Annotated in this window: 16 protein-coding genes; 3 read left to right on the forward strand and 13 right to left on the reverse strand. The window is 72.7% G+C overall.

Going from position 1 to position 21792, the window contains the following annotated elements; all coding sequences use genetic code 11:
- Positions 1-246: 246 nt before the first annotated feature.
- The 3 genes from ABZ719_RS24750 to ABZ719_RS24760 all read right to left on the reverse strand — a co-directional run bounded on the left by ABZ719_RS24750 (position 247) and on the right by ABZ719_RS24760 (position 6524).
- Entirely contained in the window at positions 247-1692 is a 1446-nt protein-coding gene (locus ABZ719_RS24750) for an aldehyde dehydrogenase family protein (RefSeq protein ID WP_366727372.1), read from the reverse strand.
- Positions 1693-2095: 403 nt separating this feature from the next.
- Positions 2096-3763: a PucR family transcriptional regulator gene (locus ABZ719_RS24755; RefSeq protein ID WP_366727373.1), complete on the reverse strand. Its 1668-nt coding sequence runs from the start codon at positions 3761-3763 to the stop codon at positions 2096-2098.
- Positions 3764-4025: 262 nt separating this feature from the next.
- Positions 4026-6524: an ATP/GTP-binding protein gene (locus ABZ719_RS24760; protein ID WP_366727374.1), complete on the reverse strand. Its 2499-nt coding sequence runs from the start codon at positions 6522-6524 to the stop codon at positions 4026-4028.
- Positions 6525-6837: 313 nt separating this feature from the next.
- Here ABZ719_RS24760 and gabT point away from each other — a divergent pair, with 313 nt between their 5' ends.
- Together gabT and ABZ719_RS24770 are read left to right on the forward strand one after the other, a co-directional pair.
- Positions 6838-8172 carry a 4-aminobutyrate--2-oxoglutarate transaminase gene (gene gabT, locus ABZ719_RS24765; protein WP_366727375.1) on the forward strand — a complete coding sequence of 445 codons (1335 nt, stop codon included), beginning with the start codon at positions 6838-6840 and terminating at the stop codon, positions 8170-8172.
- 447 nt (positions 8173-8619) lie between these two features.
- Positions 8620-9264, forward strand: a complete 645-nt coding sequence (locus ABZ719_RS24770; RefSeq protein ID WP_366727376.1) for a phosphatase PAP2 family protein — start codon at positions 8620-8622, stop codon at positions 9262-9264.
- On the opposite strand, the gene ABZ719_RS24775 is transcribed toward ABZ719_RS24770, so the two are convergent.
- The 8 genes from ABZ719_RS24775 to ABZ719_RS24810 form a co-directional block, all read right to left on the reverse strand.
- The gene (locus ABZ719_RS24775; RefSeq protein WP_366727377.1) at positions 9203-11038 is read right to left on the reverse strand and encodes a glycoside hydrolase family 18 protein; all 1836 of its coding nucleotides are present in this window, start codon (positions 11036-11038) and stop codon (positions 9203-9205) included. The two genes, ABZ719_RS24770 and ABZ719_RS24775, sit on opposite strands and share 62 nt — an antisense overlap.
- A gap of 102 nt (positions 11039-11140) precedes the next feature.
- Positions 11141-11593, reverse strand: a complete 453-nt coding sequence (locus ABZ719_RS24780) for a hypothetical protein (RefSeq protein WP_366727378.1) — start codon at positions 11591-11593, stop codon at positions 11141-11143.
- Between the two features lie 158 nt (positions 11594-11751).
- Entirely contained in the window at positions 11752-13170 is a 1419-nt protein-coding gene (locus ABZ719_RS24785; RefSeq protein WP_366727379.1) for an FAD-dependent oxidoreductase, read from the reverse strand.
- A gap of 29 nt (positions 13171-13199) precedes the next feature.
- Positions 13200-14000 carry an ABC transporter permease gene (locus tag ABZ719_RS24790; RefSeq protein WP_366727380.1) on the reverse strand — a complete coding sequence of 267 codons (801 nt, stop codon included), beginning with the start codon at positions 13998-14000 and terminating at the stop codon, positions 13200-13202.
- Entirely contained in the window at positions 14001-14930 is a 930-nt protein-coding gene (locus ABZ719_RS24795; protein ID WP_366727381.1) for an ABC transporter permease, read from the reverse strand.
- A complete protein-coding gene (locus ABZ719_RS24800) occupies positions 14930-16096 on the reverse strand; it encodes an ABC transporter ATP-binding protein (protein ID WP_366727382.1) in 1167 nt (388 codons plus the stop codon). The genes ABZ719_RS24795 and ABZ719_RS24800 overlap by 1 nt, the downstream gene beginning before the upstream one ends.
- A 2-nt stretch (positions 16097-16098) precedes the next feature.
- A complete protein-coding gene (locus tag ABZ719_RS24805; RefSeq protein ID WP_366727383.1) occupies positions 16099-17346 on the reverse strand; it encodes a spermidine/putrescine ABC transporter substrate-binding protein in 1248 nt (415 codons plus the stop codon).
- Positions 17347-17397: 51 nt separating this feature from the next.
- On the reverse strand, positions 17398-18933 hold the full coding sequence (locus ABZ719_RS24810) for a gamma-aminobutyraldehyde dehydrogenase (RefSeq protein ID WP_366727385.1): 1536 nt from the start codon (positions 18931-18933) through the stop codon (positions 17398-17400).
- Positions 18934-19140: 207 nt separating this feature from the next.
- On the opposite strand from ABZ719_RS24810, the gene ABZ719_RS24815 reads away from it, so the two are divergent.
- Positions 19141-19701 carry an NADAR family protein gene (locus ABZ719_RS24815; protein WP_366727386.1) on the forward strand — a complete coding sequence of 187 codons (561 nt, stop codon included), beginning with the start codon at positions 19141-19143 and terminating at the stop codon, positions 19699-19701.
- A gap of 340 nt (positions 19702-20041) precedes the next feature.
- Here ABZ719_RS24815 and ABZ719_RS24820 read toward each other — a convergent pair whose 3' ends face one another.
- Together ABZ719_RS24820 and ABZ719_RS24825 are read right to left on the reverse strand one after the other, a co-directional pair.
- Entirely contained in the window at positions 20042-20500 is a 459-nt protein-coding gene (locus tag ABZ719_RS24820; protein ID WP_366727387.1) for a DUF4190 domain-containing protein, read from the reverse strand.
- A gap of 335 nt (positions 20501-20835) precedes the next feature.
- Positions 20836-21576: a DUF4190 domain-containing protein gene (locus ABZ719_RS24825; protein ID WP_366727388.1), complete on the reverse strand. Its 741-nt coding sequence runs from the start codon at positions 21574-21576 to the stop codon at positions 20836-20838.
- Positions 21577-21792: the final 216 nt, after the last annotated feature.

A 21792-nucleotide genomic window follows, 5' to 3' on the forward strand; every position in this document is an offset into this window, starting at 1 on the left:
ACCCCCCCGCCCCCCACCCCGCCCTCCCCCCCCACAACCTCGACGCCGACCCGGATTTTTTATTGAGACGGGTACCACCCAGCTCTACACCCGCTTCATTACACTCTTTCCCACCACGACGCTCTTCCTTTCTGGGTCGTTTGTGGGGCGCCCACCCCCCTTCGCTGGTGTAAAGCAGCGATAACGGCGTCGGCCGCACCCCCCGCACAGTGGGCTCCGGCCGTCGCCGGTGGGGGACCGTCCCGCCTAGAGGGCCAGGCCGGTCAGCACGAGGACGCGCTCGTAGGTGTAGTCGTCCATCGCGTAGCGCACGCCCTCGCGGCCGACGCCGGACTGCTTGGCGCCGCCGTAGGGCATCTGGTCGGCACGGTAGGACGGCACGTCGCCGACGACCACGCCGCCGACCTCGAGGGCGCGGTGGGCGCGGAAGGCGGTCTGCACGTCGTGGGTGAACACGCCTGCCTGAAGGCCGTACTTGGAGTCGTTGACCGCGGCGAACGCCTCGGCCTCGCCGTTCACCTTCTGCACGGTCAGCACCGGGCCGAAGACCTCCTCGCGGGCGATCGTCACGCCGGCCGGCACCTCGGCGAGGACGGTCGGCGCGTAGGAGGCGCCGTCGCGCTTGCCGCCGGTGAGCACGGCGGCGCCGGCGTCGGCGGCCTCCTGCACCCAGGACTCGACGCGGCGCGCGGCGTCCTCGCTGACCAGCGGGCCGACGTCCGTCTTCGGGTCCGACGGGTCACCGGTGACCTGGGCCTCGACGGCGGCGACGATGCGCGGCAGCAGCCGGTCGTACACGGCGGCGTCGGCGATCACGCGCTGCACGGAGATGCAGGACTGGCCGCCCTGGTAGTTGGAGAAGGTGGCGATGCGGCTCGCCGCCCAGTCCAGGTCCTCGTCGCTCGCCCAGTCGCCGAGGACGACGGCCGCGCCGTTGCCGCCCAGCTCCAGGGTGCAGTGCTTGCGCGGCACCGAGTCCATGATCGCGTAGCCGACCTTCTCGGACCCGGTGAAGGAGATGACCGGCAGCCGCTCGTCCTGGACCAGGGCGGGCATGCGGTCGTTGGAGACCGGCAGGATCGACCAGGAACCGGCGGGCAGCTCCGTCTCGGCGAGCAGCTCACCGAGGATCAGGCCGGACAGCGGGGTGGCCGGGGCCGGCTTGAGGATGATCGGGACACCGGCGGCGATGGCCGGGGCGACCTTGTGGGCGCACAGGTTCAGCGGGAAGTTGAACGGCGCGATACCGAGGACGACGCCCTTGGGGAAGCGGCGGGTCAGCGCGAGGCGGCCCTGGCCGCCGCCGTCGGTGTCCAGGCGCTGGGCCTCGCCGCCGTTGAACCGTCGGGCCTCCTCCGCGGCGAACCGGAACACCGACACCGCGCGCCCGACCTCACCGCGCGCCCACTTGACGGGCTTGCCGTTCTCGGCGGAGATCAGCTGGGCGATCTCCTCGGCGCGCTCGCCGAGCCGCTTGCCGACGTGGTCCAGAGCGGCGGCGCGTACGTGGGCCGGGGTGGCGGCGAACTCGTCCAGCACGGCGTGCGCGGCGGCCACGGCCTCCTCGACCTGGGCGTCGGTCGGCAGGCTGACCTGCCCGACGGTCCGGCCGTCCCACGGGGAGGTGACGTCGAAGGTGTCCTCGCCGGTGGCCTGGCGGCCGGCGAGCCAGAAGGCGGTGGTGGATGTCATTGGACGAGTCCCGGCCCTTCCGCGTTGGAGGTGAGGTGAGTACTTGCGTCGACAACGGTAGGCCGGGGACGACCGGGCGGCGTTTGTCCGGGGTGGAGCAGTGGGGGCGGGGGGTGCGCCGGTTTGGCACAGGTGGGGATCGGGCCCGGGCGGGCCGTCCCAGAACTCCGGACAGAAGGGGAGTCCGATCGGCTCGCGGCGTCCGGTGCGTGCGAGCGCAAGGCGCCGGAAGGTCCTTGTGGCGGAGCTGTCAGGGCCTTCCGGCAACGCCGCGTGCGTGCGTGCCGGACGCCGCGAGCCGGGCGCCCTTTCTGTCCGCAGCTCTCAGTGCGGTGAACGCGAGGGTTCACCGGCTCGCGACGCCCGGCGGCGTCCCGGCAGACCTTGCCGGCCGGAGCACCAGCTAGTCGGTCGCCGTCGCTTTGAGGGCCAGCCACAGTTCCATCCGTACGTCCGGGTCGTCCAGGGAGCGGCCGAGGATCTCCTCCACGCGCCGCATCCGGTAGCGCAGGGTGTGGCGGTGCACGCCGAGGTCGGCCGCCGCCGCGTCCCACTGGCCGTGCCGGGACAGCCAGGCCCGCAGGCTGGCCACCAGGTCCCCGCGGCCGGTCGCGTCGTGCTCGTACAGCGCCCGCAGCAGCCCGTCCGCGAACGCGCGCACCGCGTCGTCGGCCAGCAGCGGCAGCACGGACCCCGACGCCAGCTGCTCGTGCTCGACCAGCACCCGCCCGCGCCGTCGCGCCACGGACAGCGCCTGCTCGGCCTGCTTGAACGCGGCCGCGGCGGCGATCGGACCGGCCGGGGCCGACAGACCGACGACCAGTTCGGCCTCCTCGCCCGCCGTCTGCTCGGACACCGTGGCGGCCCGGGCGGCCTCCAGGGCGCCCGCGTACTCCGTGCAGGCGGAGACGGACGTGCCGCCGTCCCCGGCCAGCACGACCAGGCGTGCCCCGTCGGGCACCACGAGCACCGCCTCCCCGGAGCGTGCCGCGGCGGCCTCCATCACCTCGGCCAGGCCCGCCAGCGGGTCGCCCCCGGTGCCGGCGGCGGCCGGCACGGCGGCCGGGGCGGGCTTGGCGGCCTGCACCCGCGCGTGCGCGTCGGCGTGCGCCCGCGCGGCGGACGCGGAGGCCGACTCGGCGACGATCACCCGGAACGGCGCGTCCAGCAGGCTGCCGTACAGGTCCCCGGCGACGGCCCGCGCGTGGTCGGGCTGGCCGGCGAGCAGCATGCGCAGCACGGCCGCGCCGATCCGCTGCTCGGCGGCGTGCAGGGAGCGGGACCGCTCCGTGGTGAGGGTCAGCAGGGCGATGGCGGAGTGCACGGCGTACCGCTCGGCCGTGCCGAGGGCGGCGGCGGTGCCGACGGCGAGCGCGGCGCGCGGGCGGCGCCCGGTGCCGATGGAGTGCAGTTCGACGCGGTCCTCGGTCTCGGGTCCGCCGACGACGGCGGAGGCGGGCGCGGGGCGGTCGCGCAGCCGTTCGACGTCCGGGGTGAGCCGGGCGGCTCTGCGGACCGCCCATTCGGGTGCGGTGGCGACGACGGCGCCCGAGGCGTCGTAGAGCGCCGCCCAGCCGTCGACCTGGGCGGCCAGGGCGGTGAGCAGTCCCTCGGGGCCGGAGTTGAGTGCCTGCCGGGTCAGTTCGCGCTGGGCGGCGAAGCCCGCCGTCACCGCCCGGTACTGGTCGGCGGCGATGGCGGCCGAGACCGCCTTGCTGATCGCGAGGAAGGGGGTGCGCCGCGGTACCTCCAGCAGGGGCAGGCCCTCCTCGTCGGCCGCCGCGACGAGCGCCTCGGGGATCTCCTCGTAGTTCACCCCGACGGCGAAGCCGAGGCCCACCACTCCGGCCGCGACCAGCCGCTTCACATAGCGGCGCATGGCCTTGGGATCCTCCGCGTCCAGTTTGAGCGCGGTGATCAGCAGCAGCTCGCCGCCCTCCATGTACGGCACGGGGTCGGCCAGCTCGCTGACGTGCGCCCAGCGGACGGGCACGTCCAGGCGGTCCCCGCCCGCGCGCACGGTCAGTTTGAGCGCGGAGTGGTGGACGAGTGAGGCGAGCGTCGGGGGCATGGGACCTTCAGGTCTGCGGAGGTCTGGGTGAGCTTGGTCGGCCGGGTCGTCCGGATGGCGGTGGCCGTGACCGGTGACCGGGGATCCGGAGAGCGCCGATCTGGTGATCTGGTGAACTGGTGATGGTTACGGTGTTTTGGCCGTCGCGTATGAACGGCCTGTGTCGATTCTGCCTCACTGTACGGTCGGCGCGCTCCGGACGGCCGTCCGGGGCCGTCCGCTGCGCGGGGCGGTGGGAGCCGGCGCGGGAGCGGGGCGGGGTTCAGCCGCGCAGGTCCACCAGGAGCGGCGGGGCGTGCTCGCCCGCCACGCTGGTCAGCGACAGCACGGCGTGCCCGGGCGGCACCTCGTGGGCCAGCTGCGAGGCGGACCAGCGTTCGCGCTCGACCTGCTTGGTGGTGACGGCGTCGGTGGTCACCGCCTTGCCGGTGACCAGCTTGCGCAGGGCGTGCAGGGCGCGGGTCATCGGCTGGTCGGCGAAGACGGTGTGCTTGGCCACCTCCTTGGTCTCCACCCACTCGGTGCCCCAGGCGTGCGCGAACCGGCTGCCGTCCCAGGTGGTCACCCCGGACAGCGCCATGCGGCAGCCCACGGCCCCCAGCAGCGGACCGTGCAGGGCCTCCGGCACGTCCGCGACCGAGCGGAGCGCGAGGACGACCCCGGCGTCGTGCGCGCGCAGCCGCTGGATGCGGCGGACCGACTCGGCCGTGACGGTGCCGGTGGCGTCGTCCAGGACCAGGCAGGCGAAGTGCGGGCGGCGGGCCTCCCGCACGACGCCGTGGAACTGGGCCAGGAGGAGCCGGGTGATGATGCGGGAGGCCTCCTCGTGTCCGCGCTCGGGCAGCTCGACGCGGACGCGCAGCGGGTGGTGGGCGACGGCGCGCAGCGAGAAGGGCCGCTCGCCGGCGGCGGCGCTGCCGAAGAAACCGGCGAAGACGGGCCGGTCCAGCAGGGCGAGCCGGTCGGCGAGGGCCGGGCCGGTGTCCGCCGCGCCGCCGGCCTGCCGCATCCGGGCGTCCAGCTCGCGGCGCATCACGGCGTGCGCGTCGGGGCGCCCGCCGGTGCCCTCGGGAGCGCGCTCCCCCGCGGCCAGGCCCGCGCGCAGGGCGGCCAGTGCCCCGGGGTCGCCCTCCAGCAGTTCGCGCAGTACAGGCAGGGCGGGGAAGCGGCCGTGCACGGCGCGGTACGGGCCGAGCAGCTGGGAGAGCGCGGTGGCGGCGCTCTGGGTGCTCACGGTGTCGAGGTCGCCGACCAGCGCCTCGGCGAGGAAGGCGGCGGCCTCGTCGGGGTCCTCGGACTCGGCGTACGGGTCGAGGTCGTGCGCGGAGGAGGGGTCGCCGATCCGCACGACGACGTCGTAGGCGCTGTCGGGGCCGAGCGGCGTACCGGCGGCGCAGACGGTGACGACCGCGCACCGGCCGGTCAGGGCCTGGAGGGTGAGTGCCTCGGTGACCGGCCCGACGACGTGCCGGGTCTTGCCGGAGCCGGGCGGTCCGACCACGAGCAGGGAGGTGCCCAGCAGGTCCGGGCCGAGGGCCGCGCCGGCGTCGTGGTAGGCGCGCGGCGCCCGCTCCCCCGCCACCCAGCGTCCGAGCCGCACCTGGCCCGCCAGCAGGTCGTGCCGGGCGGCTCGGGCGGGCAGGTCGCGCTGTCCGGAGGGGTGGGTCCAGGCGGCGCCGCCGTGGCGCAGCACCGTGTCCGCGAAGACGGCGGGCCGCGCCTCGCGCCGGACGCCCTCCCAGGCGCGCTCGACGCGGGCGCAGTCGACGTCGTTCATCCGCCCCGCGGCCACCTCGGCGGTGAGCACGTCGGCGGCCTGGTGCTGGCCCGCGTGCCGCAGCCCGGGCCACTGGGAGCGGGGCAGGGCGGCGGGCGGCGGCGCGGCCGGACCGGCGGCGGCCCGCCGCCGCGCGACCAGCTCCCGCCCGTACCCCCACCATCCGCCGAGACGGGCGAAGGGCCAGAGGACCAGGAGGGTGATCAGCGTGTTCAATCCTTCGTTGACGAAGTCGTGGGTGAACAGTTCGTAGCCACCGGAGACCAGGGCGACGAGCGAGATCACCGGGTCGACGACGGGCACCCGGTCCCAGCTGACCAGGGGGAAGGCCGCCGGGAAGACCAGACTCAGCGCGCCGAGTGCGCCCACCGCGGCGTACAGGGCACGGGCCGGCTGCGGGCGGCGGCCCACGTAGTGCCGTACGACCTCGGTCCAGCTGCCGAGCCGGGCCACGGCGTAGACGAGGATGCCGAAGAAGAGACCGTCGTAGAGGATTCTGGCCTCACGTCCCTGCCAGCCCCGGGGGGAGACCGTGCCTCCCCACCACCAGTCGTCGGGCGTGAACAGCTTCAGCGGCGCCGACTCGTACGGCACCGCGCCCTGCCGCCACAGAGACCATACGAGCAGGGCCGCCACCAGGGGGACCAGCAGGCCGACGGCAGTGATCGCGGGCAGCCGGCCCGCGGCGGACTCACCGCCCTTGGGCGGCCGGTGCCCGAACCGCCAGATGCCGGGCGCGGCGGCGGGCCGAGGGGTGTCGAGCCAGGCGGCGACCGCGGAACGCGGACCGGCACCGAAGGCCGTCGCCGCAGCCGGCGCAGGCGCGACCGGCGGGACCGGCGGCATCACCGGAGCCTCTCGCGGCATGGCCGGGCGCAGCCCCGAGCCGGGGTACTGCTGCGGTACCGGGCCGCCCTGCCCGGGCACCGGGTCCGCATGCTTCGGATGCGTGCCCCGCGCGTCCTGCGTCCCGCCGTCGTCCATCGCCGTCGCTCCCCGGCCAGCCGTTCGTCCACCGTCACCATCAGCGAGTCAATCTAACCCTCGGCGAAGGGGAGTTCACCGATCGCGCGGCGAGGCGGCACGTGAGGGTGCCGGTGTCCGTGTCGCCCGGTGCGTGCCCCTCCCCCGTCCACCTCTATATCCACCGCGGACAACCCCGACCGCCGACAACGCCCACATGGAGCATGCCCACCCCCCTTCCGCCGTCCTAACCTGCGAGCAAAGAAGGAAAAGCGTCCGAAAAACGCCGTCCTCGAACAAGCCCCCCAACGCATGATCTCTTCAGGGAGCCCCCATGACCGCACTTGAGCAGGAGCGCCGCGTCGTCACCGCCATCCCCGGCCCGAAGTCGCAGGAGCTGCAGGCCCGCCGTACGGCCGTGGTCGCGCAGGGCGTGGGCTCCACGCTGCCGGTCTTCGTGACGCGCGCCGGCGGCGGCATCATCGAGGACGTCGACGGCAACCGCATCATCGACTTCGGTTCCGGCATCGCCGTGACGAGCGTGGGCGCCTCCGCCGAGGCCGTCGTACGCCGTGCCTCCGCGCAGCTCGCGGACTTCACCCACACCTGTTTCATGGTCACCCCCTACGAGGGCTACGTGGCCGTCGCCGAGGCGCTGGCCGAGCTGACCCCGGGTGACCACGCGAAGAAGTCGGCCCTGTTCAACAGCGGCGCCGAGGCCGTCGAGAACGCGGTGAAGATCGCGCGCGCGTACACCAAGCGGCAGGCCGTCGTCGTCTTCGACCACGGCTACCACGGCCGTACGAACCTCACCATGGCGCTGACGGCGAAGAACATGCCGTACAAGCACGGTTTCGGCCCGTTCGCCCCCGAGGTGTACCGCGTGCCGGTCGCCTACGGCTACCGCTGGCCCACCGGTGCCGAGAACGCGGGTCCGGAGGCCGCCGCGCAGGCCATCGACCAGATCACCAAGCAGGTCGGCGCCGACAACGTGGCCGCGATCATCATCGAGCCGGTGCTCGGTGAGGGCGGGTTCATCGAGCCGGCCAAGGGCTTCCTGCCGGCGATCCGCCAGTTCGCCGCCGACAACGGGATCGTCTTCGTCGCCGACGAGATCCAGTCCGGCTTCTGCCGCACCGGCCAGTGGTTCGCGTGCGAGGACGAGGGCATCGTGCCGGACCTGATCACCACGGCGAAGGGCATCGCGGGCGGCCTGCCGCTGGCCGCCGTGACCGGCCGCGCCGAGATCATGGACGCCGCGCACGCGGGCGGCCTGGGCGGCACCTACGGCGGCAACCCGGTCGCCTGCGCCGGTGCCCTCGGCGCCATCGAGACGATGAAGGAACTCGACCTCAACGCCAAGGCCAAGCGGATCGAGGAGGTCATGAAGGACCGCCTGTCCGCCATGGCCGAGAAGTTCGACGTCATCGGCGACGTCCGCGGGCGCGGCGCGATGATCGCGATCGAGCTGGTCAAGGACCGTACGACGAAGGAGCCCAACCCGGAGGCGACCGCGGCGCTCGCCAAGGCCTGCCACGCCGAGGGCCTGCTGGTCCTGACCTGTGGCACCTACGGCAACGTCCTGCGTTTCCTGCCCCCGCTGGTGATCGGCGAGGACCTCCTGAACGAGGGCCTCGACATCATCGAGCAGGCGTTCGCGCGCATCTGAGCGGCGTCCGCGCACAGGTGGCACGGGGGCGGCAGACCGTGTGAAGAAGGTGTGCGGGGTGGATGACAGGACGCCGATCGGACTGTCCTCGCCCCCCGCCCTGCCGTAGGTTCTTCCCCAGATGAGAGATACACCCCGCCCGCAGGAGACTGCGGACGGCATCAGGCCGTAGCCTCCCCAGCTTCGACCTGGTCCGTGCCTCGCGCACACCACCGGGGCCCCCGGGCCCCGGGTCTCCTCACCGATCGGACGGTCGCTCGCCCCAAACCCCCCGGGGCGCGCGACGTTCCGGTCAGGACGGCTGCAATCGCATGGACGGCCGTCCGTCGAAGGGCCGACGCAGACCCCCCCCTTGCGCCGGCCCTTCGGCATGTCCGGGGCCCGGGCCCGGACACCGCCCGGCCCTGCGGGGCGGGGCACGACGGCCCCTCTGCGAAGCTGTGTGCCGTGCCGAACCCTCGAACGACCTGGATCCCGGTCGTGCTCTTCGTGCTGATCACCTGGCAGGTCGTGGACCACGGTCCCCTGCTGCGGGCCGACCGGTGGGTCAGTGCCGGCCTGCTGCACCCGGACCGCTTCTCCGAGGTGCTGTCCGATCTCGGGAACGTGCAGGTCGCGGTGCCGGTGCTGCTGGTGGCGGCGGGCTGCGCGGCCTGGCGGGGGCGGCGGGACGGCGCGGTCCGGTGGTGGAGGGTGCCGCTCGCGGCGCCGGCGACGATGGCGGTGCTGCCCGTGCTGCTGGTGCCGCTGAAGGAGTGGACCGCGCGGCCGGGCACCTCCGTCATGCCGCCGGGGACCGGGTACTTCCCCTCCGGGCACACCTCCACGGCGGTGCTCGCCTACGGAGGCGCGGTCATCGTGCTCCTGCCGTGGCTGGGGACGGCGCCGGCCCGGCGACTGGCGGCCGCCGGGGGCGTCGTGCTGGTGCTCGCGGTGTCCTACGGGCTGGTGCGGCGCGGCTACCACTGGCCGCTGGACGTGGTGGCCGCCTGGTGCCTGGGGCTCGTCCTGCTCACGCCGCTCGCGGTGCTCAGCCGAAGTACGCGTCGAAGTTCTTCTGGAACTGCCAGTCCCCGAAGCGGTCCCAGTTGATCGACCAGGTCATCAGGCCGCGCAGCCCCGGCCAGGTGCCGTGGGTGGTGTACGAGCCGCAGCCGGTCTTCCTGGTCAGGCAGTCGAGCGTCCTGGTGACCTCGGCGGGGGCGACGTAGCCGTTGCCCGCCTGGGTGGAGGCCGGCATGCCGATGCCGACCTGGTCGGGGCGCAGCGGCGGGAAGACGCGGGTGGTGTCCCCGGCCACCGGGAAGCCGGTGAGGAGCATGTCGGTCATCGCGATGTGGAAGTCCGCGCCGCCCATGGAGTGGTACTGGTTGTCCAGGCCCATGATCGGGCCGGAGTTGTAGTCCTGGACGTGGAGCAGGGTCAGGTCGTCGCGCAGGGCGTGGATGACCGGGAGGTAGGCGCCGCAGCGCGGGTCCTGGCCGCCCCACTTGCCCGTCCCGTAGTACTGGTAGCCCATCTGCACGAAGAAGGTCTCCGGGGCCATGGTGAGGACGAACTTGTCGCCGTACCTGGCCTTGAGGGTCTTCAGTGCGGAGATCAGGTTGACGATCACGGGCGTGGTCGGGTTCCTGAAGTCGGTGTCGCCGGCGTTCAGGGACAGGGAGTGGCCCTCGAAGTCGATGTCGAGGCCGTCCAGGCCGTACTCGTCGATGATCTTCGAGACGGAGGAGACGAAGGTGTCCCGCGCGGCGGTCGTGGTGAGCTGGACCTGGCCGTTCTGGCCGCCGATGGAGATCAGGACCTTCTTGCCCGCGGCCTGCTTGGCCTTGATGGCGGCCTTGAAGTCGGCGTCGCTCTCCACGCCGGGACATTCGGTGACGGGGCAGCGGTTGAAGCGGATGTCGCCGGAGGTGACCGAGGTGGGTTCGCCGAAGGCCAGGTCGATGACGTCCCAGCCGGCCGGGACGTCGGCCATGCGGGTGTAGCCGGAGCCGTTGGCGAAGCTCGCGTGCAGGTAGCCGACGAGGGCGTGGGCGGGCAGGCCGGGGTTCTGGCCGTTGCCGGGGCCGCCCGGGTCCGCGGCCGTCGTCACGGCCGCCGCCGCCGACTTCGCGGACTCGCCGGCGGCGTTCACGGCCGCGACCTGGAAGCTGTACGCGGTGGCGGGGGTGAGGCCGGTGACGGTCGCGCCGGTGCCGGTGGCCGTCTGGACCTTCGTGCCGTCGCGGTAGACGGCGTAGCCGGTCGCGCCCGTCACGGGTGACCAGGACAGGTCCACGGTGGTGGCGGTGACGGTGCCGGTCTTCAGGCCGGTGGGGGCGGCGGGCGGCTGCTGCCCGGGGGTGCCGGGGGGACCGGTGAGCGAGATGTCGTCGGCGTAGTAGGCGCCGGTGCCGTACCAGCCGTGGGTGTAGACGGTGACCTCGGTGGTGGCGGCGCCGGTGCGGAAGGTCGTGGTGAGCTGCTGCCAGTCGGCGGCGGACTGGGTCCAGGCGGAGGTGTCGGTGGTGCCGGTGCCGCTCGCGCCGAGGTAGACGTAGGAGCCGCGGACGTAACCGGACAGCGTGTACTGGGAGTCGGGCTGGACGGACACCGTCCGGGCGCACTGGGCGTTGTCGCTGCCGGCCGGGGTCGCCTGCAGCGCGGCCGTGCCGCCGTGGACGGGGCTGGTGACCGTCTTGGCGGTCGGCGTGCAGGTCCAGCCGCCCAGGCCGGACTCGAAGCCGCCGTCGAGCGCGGGGCCGGCGTCGGCCGCACGGGCGGCCGACGAGAGCGCGGTGATGCCGGGCACGGCCAGCAGGGTGGCCGTGAGTCCGGCGAGCAGCCGGCGCGCCGCTGGTCCGGATCGTCTGTCGCGTTCCACAAGTGCCTCCGGGCAGGGGGAGTTTGGAGGGTGGAGCGCGCCCAATTTGGTCCAGACCAATTGGGTTGTCAAGACCTCTGGCGCCGTCCGGCGGTGCGCGGGTCAGTCCTCGCCCTCCGTGGCCAGGCCCGCGGCCGCCTCGTGCATCGCCAGTTCCAGCAGCGCCGGGTCGGTGAGGGTGCCCGAACCGTCGGGCGGGACCAGCCAGCGCAGGGTGCCGGCGGTCCTGCCCGGACAGGGGACGACGATCCAGGTGCCGGGCCCGGCGCCGCGGACACCCGTGCCGACCCAGCGGGCCGCGGTGCCCGGCGGTACGAGGAACCCCAGACGGCCGTCGCCGAAGTCGGCGAGGACCGGGCCGAGCTGGTCGAGCACCCGGCTCAGCACGTCGAGCGTGGGGTAGCCGAGTTCGCCCGGCAGGATCAGGACGTCCCAGGCCCTGCCCGCGGGCAGCAGGGCGACCCCGTGGGGGTTGCGCTCCCATTCCCTGCGGCAGGCACGCGGATCCGGTGCGACGGATGCCAGCCACTCGACCGCCGTCTTCGTCCCGGTCATGGAGAGACCTCCCTCTTCGTCGTGGACGCGCACTGTCGCGCCCACGAACCCAGAGGGAGGTCCGCACCGGGCATTACGCGGGTTCGGGGGCCCTTTTGGAGTGAACCGGGTCACGGTGCGCCCGGGACGCACGGCGGGCGGGCCCGCCCGCCGGCGCCTCAGCTGTCGAAGCCCAGCCCGAGCCGGTCCATGGTCCGCAGCCACAGGTTGCGCCGGCCGTCGTGCGCGTCCGCCCGCGCCAGTGACCACTTGGTCAGCGCGATGCCGGTCCAGGCCAGCGGCTCGGGCGGGAAGGGCAGCGGCTTCCTGCGGACCATCTCCAGTTCGGTGCGCTCGGTGCGCTCGCCGGACAGCAGGTCGAGCATCACCTCGGCACCGAAGCGGGTCGCGCCGACACCCAGGCCGGTGTACCCGGCCGCGTAGGCGACCCTGCCCTGGTGGGCGGTGCCGAAGAAGGCCGAGAAGCGCGAGCAGGTGTCGATCGCACCGCCCCAGGCGTGGCTGAAGCGGACGCCTTCGAGCTGCGGGAAACAGGTGAAGAAGTGCCCGGCGAGCTTCGCGTACGTCTCCGGCCGGTCGTCGTACTCGGCGCGCACCCGGCCGCCGTAGGGGTAGACGGCGTCGTAGCCGCCCCACAGGATCCGGTTGTCGGCGGAGAGCCGGAAGTAGTGGAACTGGTTGGCCGAGTCGCCGAGCCCCTGGCGGTTCTTCCAGCCGACGGACTCCAGCTGGGCGGCGGTCAGCGGCTCGGTCATCAGGGCGTAGTCGTAGACCGGGACGGTGTACGGCCGCACCCGCTTGACCAGGCTGGGGAAGACGTTGGTGCCCAGCGCCACCTGGCGGGCGCGGACGCCGCCGTAGGGGGTGCGTACGCTCATGCCCGCGCCGTACGGCCTGAGCGTGAGGGCGGGGGTGTGCTCGTAGACGCGGACGCCGAGCCGCAGGCAGGCCCGCTTGAGGCCCCAGGCGAGCTTGGCCGGGTGGAGCATGGCCACGCCCCGGCGGTCCCAGAGGCCGGCCTCGAAGACCGGTGAGGCGACCTGGGCGCGCACGGCGTCCCGGTCGAGCAGTTCGATGCCCTCGGCGAGCCCCTTCTCCTCCAGCTCCGCGTGCCAGTCGCGCAGCTCCCGGGCCTGGTAGGACTCGGTGGCCACGTCGATCTCGCCGGTGCGCTCGAACTCGCAGTCGATGCCGTGCCGGGCGACCGCCTCCTCGATGGCGTCGAGGTTGCGCGCGCCCAGCTCCTCCAGCTTGTGGATCTCCTCCGGCCAGCGGGTGAGTCCGTTGGACAGGCCGTGGGTGAGGGAGGCGGCGCAGAAACCGCCGTTGCGGCCGGATGCCGCCCAGCCCGCCTCGCGGCCCTCCACGAGCACCACGTCCAGGCCCGGGTCTCGCTCCTTGGCGATCAGTGCGGTCCACAGTCCGCTGTAGCCGCCGCCGACGACGAGCAGGTCGCAGGTCTCCGTGCCGGTCAGGGCGGCCTCGGGACGGGGGCGGCCGGGGTCGTCCAGCCAGTAGGGGGTGGGCTGTGCCTCGGAAAGCGAACCGGTCCAACGGGTCATGGCGCTCGGGGCCATGATTTCAACTCCCTACAGAGTTATGTGAGTCATGCCTTTTGCTTGGTACGGCGATTGCTGATGGCCATGGAGACCAGGACGAACAGTACGGCGATGACGAACATGGCCGTACCGATGACATTGATCTGAACGGGTGTGCCGCGCTGCGCCGAACCCCACACGAACATGGGGAAGGTGACGGTGGAGCCCGCGTTGAAATTGGTGATGATGAAATCGTCGAAGGAGAGCGCGAAGGCGAGCAGCGCGCCCGCGGCGATTCCGGGTGCCGCGATCGGCAGGGTGACCCGCACGAACGTCTGGAACGGGCCGGCGTAGAGGTCCTGCGCGGCCTGTTCCAGCCGCGGGTCCATCGACATCACGCGCGCCTTGACGGCGGTGACGACGAAGCTGAGGCAGAACATGATGTGGGCGATCAGGATGGTCCAGAAGCCCAGCTGGGCGCCCATGTTGAGGAAGAGGGTGAGCAGCGAGGCGGCCATGACGACCTCGGGCATCGCCATCGGCAGGAAGATCAGCGAGTTGACGGCACCGCGGGCGCGGAAGCGGTAGCGGACCAGCGCGAAGGCGATCATCGTGCCCAGCAGCGTGGCGCCGAGGGTCGCCCAGACGGCGATCTGCAGGCTGAGCGAGAGCGATCCGCACATTCCGGCGACACCGCACGGGTCTTTCCACGCGTCGGTGGAGAATTTCTGCCACTCGTAGTTGAAGCGGCCCTTCGGTTTGTTGAAGGAGAAGACCGTGACGACGATGTTCGGCAGGAGCAGGTATCCGAGGGTCAGCAGACCCGCGATCACGACGAGATGGCGCCTGAGCCAGGTGACGAGGGGCATTTAGACGAGATCCTCCGTCCCGGACCGGCGGATGTAGACGGTGACCATGACGAGAATCGCGGCCATCAGGATGAAGGAGAGGGCGGCGGCCGTCGGATAGTCCAGGATCCGCAGGAACTGCGACTGGATGACGTTGCCGACCATGCGGGTGTCGGTCGAGCCGAGCAGGTCGGCGTTGACGTAGTCACCGGCGGCCGGGATGAACGTCAGCAGGGTGCCGGAGACCACGCCGGGCATGGAGAGCGGGAAGGTGACCTTGCGGAAGGTGGTGACGGGCCTGGCGTACAGGTCGCCGGCCGCCTCGTGCAGCCGCCCGTCGATCCGCTCCAGTGAGGTGTACAGCGGAAGGATCATGAAGGGCAGGAAGTTGTACGTCAGTCCGCACACCACCGCGAGCGGGGTGGCCAGCACGCGGTCGCCGGAGGTCCAGCCGAGCCAGTCGGTGACGTCCAGGACGTGCAGCGCGCCGAGGGCGCCGACGACCGGGCCGCCGTCCGCGAGGATCGTCTTCCAGGCCAGGGTGCGGATCAGGAAGCTGGTGAAGAACGGCGCGATCACCAGGATCATGATCAGGTTGCGCCAGCGGCCCGCGCGGAAGGCGATCAGGTACGCGAGCGGATAGCCGAGCAGCAGGCACAGGATCGTCGCGGAGGCCGCGTAGAGCACCGAGCGCAGGAACTGCGGCCAGTACTCCGACAGGGCGTCCCAGTAGGTCACGAAGTGCCAGGTGACCTTGTAGCCCTGTTCCAGGGAGCCGGTCTGCACCGACGTGGAGGCCTGGTAGATCATCGGCAGCGCGAAGAAGACGACCAGCCACAGGATGCCGGGCAGCAGCAGCCAGTACGGGGTGAGGCGGCCGCGCCTGCGCGGCGGCCTCGCCCGGGGTGCGGTGGGCGCGAGCGGGGGCGGCGCCTCGGTGACGGCGGACATCAGGCGGCGTCCTCCTCGGCCGGGCCGGCACCGGCGGCGGCGTCCTGGGCGGCGTCCAGGCCGAAGGTGTGCGCCGGGTTCCAGTGCAGGACGACCTCGGCACCGGGCACCAGGCGCGGGTCGCGGTCGATGTTCTGGGCGTACACCTCGAAGCCGGTGCAGACGGGGCTGTCGATCACGTACTGCGTGGAGACGCCGATGAAGCTGGAGTCGGCGATGCGGCCGGTGATGCGGTTGCGGCCCTCGGGGACGTCGCCCGCGTCGTCGGCGTGGGTGAGGGATATCTTCTCCGGACGGACTCCGGCCAGCACCCTGCCACCGGCGCCGGCCGGTGCGGAACATCGCGCCCTGGGCAGGGCGAGCCTGCCGCCGCCGGCGCTGAGGACGATCTCGTCCCCGCTCACCGTGTCGACCTCGGCCTCGATGAAGTTGGAGCTGCCGAGGAAGTTGGCGACGAACGTGGTGCGCGGGTTCTCGTAGAGGTCGGTGGGCGAGCCGAGCTGTTCGACGCGCCCGGCGTTCATCACGGCGACCGTGTCGGCCATGGTCATGGCCTCCTCCTGGTCGTGGGTGACGTGCACGAAGGTGATGCCGACCTCCGTCTGGATCCGCTTGAGCTCCAGCTGCATCTGGCGGCGCAGCTTGAGGTCCAGGGCGCCGAGCGGCTCGTCGAGCAGCAGCACCTTGGGGTGGTTGATGAGGGCGCGGGCCACGGCGACGCGCTGCTGCTGGCCACCGGAGAGCTGGTGCGGTTTCTTGCGCGCCTGCTCGCCGAGCTGGACGAGGTCCAGCATCTCCTCGACCTGCTTCTTCACGCTCTTGATGCCGCGCCGGCGCAGGCCGAAGGCGACGTTCTCGAAGATGTCGAGGTGCGGGAAGAGGGCGTAGGACTGGAAGACCGTGTTCACCGGGCGCTTGTAGGGCGGCAGGTGGGTCACGTCCTGGTCGCCGAGGTGGACGGTGCCCGCGGTGGGCTCCTCCAGCCCGGCGATCATGCGCAGGGTGGTGGTCTTGCCGCAGCCGGAGGCGCCGAGCAGGGCGAAGAACGAGCCCTGCGGCACGGTGAGGTCGAGCGGGTGCACGGCGGTGAAGGCGCCGTAGCGCTTGCTGATCTGCGAGAGGCGGACGTCACCGCTGTGTTCCGTCGCGTCTGTTGTGGTCTTCATCGTCACGCCCCTGTGAGCTTCGCGTACTTCTCTTCAAAGGCCGCCTCTTCCTTCTCGCTCAGCAAGCGGAAGGCGTGCGACCTGGCGGCGGTGGCCTTGTCGGGCAGGATCAGCGGGTTCTCCGCCGCGGTCTTGTCGATCTTCGCCAGGTAGGGCCGCACACCGTCCACCGGAGACACGTAGTTGGTGTACGCGGCGAGCGCGGCGGCCTGTTCGGGCTCGTAGTAGAAGTCGATCAGCCGCTCGGCGTTCGCCTTGTGCCGGGCCTTGGCGGGGACCAGCATGCAGTCGGTTCCGGTGATGTAACCGGCCTGCGGGATGAGGTAGTCGACGTCCGGGTTGTCGGCCCGGAGCTGGACGACGTCGCCGCCCCAGGCCAGGCAGGCGGCCAGGTCGCCCTTGGTGAGGTCGGAGGTGTAGTCGTTGCCGGTGAAGCGGCGGATCTGCCCCTTGTCGACGGCCTTCTGGATCCGGGCGATCCCCGCGTCGAAGTCGTCGGCGGTGAACTTCCCGGGGTCCTTGCCCATGTCCAGGAGGGTCATGCCCATGCTGTCGCGCATCTCGGAGAGGAAGCCGACCCGTCCCTTGAGCTTCGGGTTGTCCAGCAGGTCCGAGACCGACTTCACCTCGATGCCGTCGAGCGCCTTCTTGTTGAAGGCGATGACGACGGAGACGCCCTGCCAGGGGTAGGAGTAGGCGTGCCCCGGGTCCCATTCGGGGGCGCGAAACTGCTCGGCGAGGTTGGCGAAGGCGTGCGGCAGGTTGGCCGGGTCCAGTTTCTGCGCCCAGCCGAGCCGGATGACCCGGGCGGCCAGCCAGTCGGTGAGGACGACGAGGTCCCGGCCGGTGTCCTGGCCGGCGGCGAGCTGCGGTTTGATCTTCCCGAAGAACTCGTTGTTGTCGTTGATGTCCTCGGTGTACGTGACCTTGATCCCGGTGCGCCGGGCGAACGTCTCCAGCGTCGGACGGTGCTTGCCGCTGTCGTCGACGTCGATGTACTCGGGCCAGTTGGAGAAGTTCACCGTCTTCTCCCGCTCCGAGTGGTCCTCGGACGCGGCGCCGTCCTGCGTCCGGCCGGCCGCCGGGATGCCGCAGGCGCTCAGCGCCCCCAGGGCTCCGAGGAAGAACGCGCCGCCCGCGCCGGCGCGCAGCAGCGAACGGCGGGTGAGGGCGGCCCTGCCGCCCGGCAGATGCCGCCCGGGGACGGCCGGGCGGGCCGGGGAGGGGCGGTCGGGCTCGTACTGCTCCATGCGCGTGGTGCCCTTTCGGGAGGGTCCGGCCGGGCGCGGGCCGGAGTTCGGCTATCGGTCTCCGAAGATCGTGCGGTGCCAGTCCTTGCGGACCACCGCGGTGTTGTCGAACATGACGTGCTTGACCTGGGTGTACTCATCGAACGAGTACGCGGACATGTCCTTGCCGAAGCCGGAGGACTTGTAGCCGCCGTGCGGCATCTCGCTGATGATGGGGATGTGGTCGTTGACCCACACGCAGCCCGCCTTGATCTCGCGGGTGGCCCGGTTCGCCCGGTAGACGTCCCGGCTCCAGGCGGAGGCGGCCAGGCCGTAGGGCGTGTCGTTGGCCAGCGCGATCCCCTCGTCGTCGCTGTCGAAGGGCAGGACCACCAGCACCGGGCCGAAGATCTCCGACTGGACGATCTCGCTGTCCTGCGGGGCGTCCGCGACCAGGGTGGGCCGGTAGTAGGCGCCGCTCTTCAGGTCGCCCTGCGGTGCCTGCCCGCCGGTGACCACGCGCGCGTAACCACGCGCCCGCTCGACGAAACCGGCGACGCGGTCGCGCTGGGCGTGCGAGACCAGCGGGCCGAGGTCGGTGCCGGCGGCGAACGGATCGCCGAGCCGGACGCTCTCCATCAGGGCCGCGGTCCGCGCCACGAACTCCTCGTACAGGGGGCGCTGCACGTACGCGCGGGTGGCGGCCGTGCAGTCCTGGCCGGTGTTGATGAGCGCGCCCGCGACCGCGCCGTTGACCGCCGCGTCCAGGTCGGCGTCGTCGAAGACGACGAACGGCGTCTTGCCGCCCAGTTCCAGGTGGAGGCGTTTGACGGTGGCGGTGGCGATCTCGGCGACCCGCTTGCCGACGCCCGTGGATCCGGTGAAGGACGTCATCGCCACGCCGGGGTGGGCGACCAGGTGCTCGCCGGCCTCCCGGCCGGTGCCGGTGACGATGTTGATCACGCCGTCCGGGATCCCCGCGTCGGTGGCGGCCTGGGCGAACATCAGCGAGGTGAGCGGGGTCAGCTCGGCGGGCTTGAGGACGACGGTGTTGCCCGCGGCGACCGCCGGGAGGATCTTCCAGGCGGCCATCTGGAGGGGGTAGTTCCAGGGCGCGATGGAGCCGATGACGCCGATGGGCTCACGGCGCACGTAGGAGGTGTGGTCGCCGGAGTACTCGGCGGCGGCCTGGCCCTGGAGGTGGCGGGCGGCGCCGGCGAAGAACGCGGTGTTGTCGATCGTGCCCGGCACGTCGAACTCGCGGGTCAGCTTGAGCGGCTTGCCGCACTGCAGGGACTCGGCGCGGGCGAAGTCCTCGGCGCGCCCGGCGAGCACGGCCGCGAAGCGGTGCAGCGCGTCCGACCGCTCGCCCGGGGTGGCGCCCGCCCAGCCGGGGAAGGCGGCGCGCGCGGCGGCGACCGCCGCGTCGACGTCGTCCGCACCGGCCAGTGCGTAATTGAGGACCTCCTCGCCGGTGGCAGGGTCGACCACGGCGTGCGTTTGTCCCGAGGTGCCCTGGACGAGACGTCCGGCGATGAACTGCGCGCCGCGGGCGAAACGGTCCTGCGCGGGGAATCGTTCCGGGATGGCGGTGCCCGGCTTGTGCATGTCGCTCTCCTCCGCCCCCTCCCCCGTTCAGGGGCCGGTGGCGTAGCTCCGGCTCGAATTGAGTGCCGATCCTGACAGAGCACTGGGGCACCAACAAGTGATTCCGTTGTTGCCTTTTGGTTACGCGACGGAATCTGTCGACCAGGTGTCGAGTCGGCACGGAAAAGGCGGGACGGAGTGTCAGTGGTGCGTGCCACACTCGCGTGCATGGGGAAGATCGATTCACAGGAATCCCTGATCAGAGAGGTCCGCGCGGGGGCGGGGATCAAGTACCTGTACTTCTGGGGGCACCGGCCGCGGCCGGACGGCCGGGTGGGCGCGGGCTGCCTGAGCCAGTGGTGGCCGTCGCCGTTCACCGTGGACGGCCTGACGTACGCGACCGCCGAGCACTGGATGATGGCGGGCAAGGCACGGCTGTTCGGCGACGCGGAGGCGGAGCGGCGGGCGCTGGCCGCGGCGCATCCGTCGCAGGCGAAGACGGCCGGGCGGCTGGTGCGCGGTTTCGACGACGCGACATGGGCGCGCGAGCGGTTCGGGATCGTGGTGGAGGGCAGCGTCCACAAGTTCGCCGCCCACGCGGCGCTGAGGGAGTTCCTGCTCGCCACCGGCGACCGGGTGCTGGTGGAGGCTTCCCCGGTGGACCGCGTCTGGGGCATCGGCCTGGCAGCCGATGACGAGGCGGCGTCGGACCCGGAGCGCTGGCGCGGCCCGAACCTGCTGGGCTTCGCGCTGATGGCGGCGCGGGAGCGGCTGCGGGAGGCCGAGTAGCGGTGCGAGAGGCGGCGCGGGAGCGGCTGGGGAAGCTGCTCAGAGGTACGGGGGGCGGCGCACGGGTCGCGAGAGGCGGCGTCGGAGAGCCGCGGGAAGCGCCGTGGGGAGGCGGGGCCGACGCGCCCGCGCGCACTGCTGGTGTTCCGCGGGAGAGCGGGCGTGCGCACGCGCACCGCTGGTGTTCCGCGCGGAGAGCGGGCGTGCTCACGCGCACTGCTGGTGTTCCGGGGAACGGGCATGCTCGCGCGCACGGTCTCGGTGGTGCGGCCGTGGCGAGGGCCGGCCGGTGGGGGCGGGCACTGCCCGCCCCCACCGGCCGGCCCCGCCGTGCGGCTCCTCAGAACGTGCTGGCGCTGCTCATGATGCTGGCGAACACCAGGATGCCCAGCAGCGGCAGGACCACCGTGGCGATGATGCCGCAGACCAGGCCGCCGGTCGCGGCGCCCTTGTTGGTGGCCTCGCCGCGGTTGGCCTTGCCCCGCCCGATGGCGCCGAAGATGATCCCGAGGATGCCCAGGATGATCCCGAAGAACCACAGGAAGAAGGTCAGGCTGCAGACGACGCCGATGATGCCCAGCACCAGTCCGGTGGTGCCCATGCCGTTGCTCGGCTGCATGGGCATGCCGTACCCGGGTGCCTGCGGGTAGCCCACGGGCGGCGCGGCCGGGTAGGAGGGACCCGCCTGCGGGTAGCCGTAGTTGGGGTTGGACTGCGGGTAGCCGTAGCCCGGCGCGGGCTGCTGCGGCGGCTGGGACGGCGGTCCGAAGCCGTCGGGTGCGGGCTGGGTGTTGGACATGGTGTGGTTTCCCCTCCGTTGACGGTCAAGGCATCGTAATGCCCTGCTCGGCACGCCGGTTGGGGTCGGTCGGCGCTGTCTGCCGGGCAGTGGGCGGGGACGGCCGGCCTGCGTCGCGGGCGCGGTGGCCGGACGCGGGCACCGGCGTCTCCGGCACGGTGGCCGGGGCGGGGCGACGCCGTCCGTCGGACGGCCGGGGCCGCGATGCGCGGGCGGGCGGGTGCGCGGGCGGCCGGGTCCGGCCACCGATCTCAGCGGTCGGCGGCCCGCGGACAGCCGTCAGGGGCTTGCGGCCGGCGGTCAGCCGTCAGTGGCCTACGGCCGGCCGTCAGCCGTCAGCGGTCGGCGAGGACCGTCGCGGACGGACGCGCGGCGCCGTCGTAGTAGTACGGGTCGCTGGTGCGGGACTCGTGGACGGCGGTCGCGATCAGCACGATCCACACGACGATCATCGCGATGCCCAGGACGATCCCGATGACGCCGGTGACGAAACCGGCCTGGGCCTGGCCGCGGTTGTCGGCCTCGCCCTGCTCGGCCCGCCGGCGCCCCTTGATGCCGAAGATCACGGCGAGGATGCCGAGCACCACCGAGACCACGCCGTACAGGCAGAACAGGCAGCAGGCCAGGATGCCCAGCACCATGGCCGCCGTGCCCATGCCGTTGCGCGGGGCGGGGATCATGCCGGGCCAGCCGTAGGCCGGGTAGCCGGGGTGACCGGGCTGGGCGGGGTAGCCGGCGCCCGGGTGGCCGGGACCGCCCGGGTAGCCGTGACCGCCGGGGCCGGCGGAGACCCCGGGGCCGGTGGGGGCGACGGGCGGCGGCGGCACGGCGAAGTCACCGGGGTGTCCGGCGGGCGGGGTGTCCGCGGGGGCGCCCTGGCCCGGCGGCGGGAAGCCGGGGGCCGGGGGCTGGGCGGGCATCGAGGCCATGGTGGCCTGGTCGTGCACGGACGGCGACGGCACCGGGGGCCGCTCGGGCGCGGGGGGACGCTTCTCCAGGGAGGGGCCGCTCTCCGGCGGCGCCCACGGATTGTCGCCGGAGGCGGCGTCGCCGCCCGCCCGTGTTCCGTCCGTCATGTTCTCCGGTCCCCCTCGGTCGATCGTCAGGACATGCTAAGGCCTGTCCCGCCGCCCACGGCCCCCGGGCGGATCTTGCTCCGCACCACCGGACACGCCGAGTCGGCCCGCTCCCGCGCCCCTCCCGCGCAGACGTCGAGGCCGACGCGTGGCCCGACCACGTGCCGACCCCGTGTCCCCGCCCCCGTGCCCACCCGTTCCCCCACCCGCACCCCG

Origin of the sequence: Streptomyces sp. NPDC006743, assembly GCF_040703815.1 — a bacterium.
Classification (GTDB): Bacteria; Actinomycetota; Actinomycetes; order Streptomycetales; family Streptomycetaceae; genus Streptomyces.

What these genes read in the sequence shown, in the direction of transcription:
- ABZ719_RS24815 (WP_366727386.1), top strand. Translation starts at nt 19,141, where the DNA reads ATGGGGAAGATCGATTCACAGGAATCCCTGATCAGAGAGGTCCGCGCG.
- ABZ719_RS24785 (WP_366727379.1), bottom strand. Translation starts at nt 13,170, where the DNA reads ATGGCCCCGAGCGCCATGACCCGTTGGACCGGTTCGCTTTCCGAGGCA.
- ABZ719_RS24810 (WP_366727385.1), bottom strand. Translation starts at nt 18,933, where the DNA reads ATGCACAAGCCGGGCACCGCCATCCCGGAACGATTCCCCGCGCAGGAC.
- ABZ719_RS24750 (WP_366727372.1), bottom strand. Translation starts at nt 1,692, where the DNA reads ATGACATCCACCACCGCCTTCTGGCTCGCCGGCCGCCAGGCCACCGGC.
- ABZ719_RS24795 (WP_366727381.1), bottom strand. Translation starts at nt 14,930, where the DNA reads ATGTCCGCCGTCACCGAGGCGCCGCCCCCGCTCGCGCCCACCGCACCC.
- ABZ719_RS24780 (WP_366727378.1), bottom strand. Translation starts at nt 11,593, where the DNA reads ATGACCGGGACGAAGACGGCGGTCGAGTGGCTGGCATCCGTCGCACCG.
- ABZ719_RS24755 (WP_366727373.1), bottom strand. Translation starts at nt 3,763, where the DNA reads ATGCCCCCGACGCTCGCCTCACTCGTCCACCACTCCGCGCTCAAACTG.
- ABZ719_RS24825 (WP_366727388.1), bottom strand. Translation starts at nt 21,576, where the DNA reads ATGACGGACGGAACACGGGCGGGCGGCGACGCCGCCTCCGGCGACAAT.
- ABZ719_RS24805 (WP_366727383.1), bottom strand. Translation starts at nt 17,346, where the DNA reads ATGGAGCAGTACGAGCCCGACCGCCCCTCCCCGGCCCGCCCGGCCGTC.
- ABZ719_RS24800 (WP_366727382.1), bottom strand. Translation starts at nt 16,096, where the DNA reads ATGAAGACCACAACAGACGCGACGGAACACAGCGGTGACGTCCGCCTC.
- ABZ719_RS24820 (WP_366727387.1), bottom strand. Translation starts at nt 20,500, where the DNA reads ATGTCCAACACCCAGCCCGCACCCGACGGCTTCGGACCGCCGTCCCAG.
- ABZ719_RS24760 (WP_366727374.1), bottom strand. Translation starts at nt 6,524, where the DNA reads ATGGACGACGGCGGGACGCAGGACGCGCGGGGCACGCATCCGAAGCAT.
- ABZ719_RS24790 (WP_366727380.1), bottom strand. Translation starts at nt 14,000, where the DNA reads ATGCCCCTCGTCACCTGGCTCAGGCGCCATCTCGTCGTGATCGCGGGT.
- gabT (WP_366727375.1), top strand. Translation starts at nt 6,838, where the DNA reads ATGACCGCACTTGAGCAGGAGCGCCGCGTCGTCACCGCCATCCCCGGC.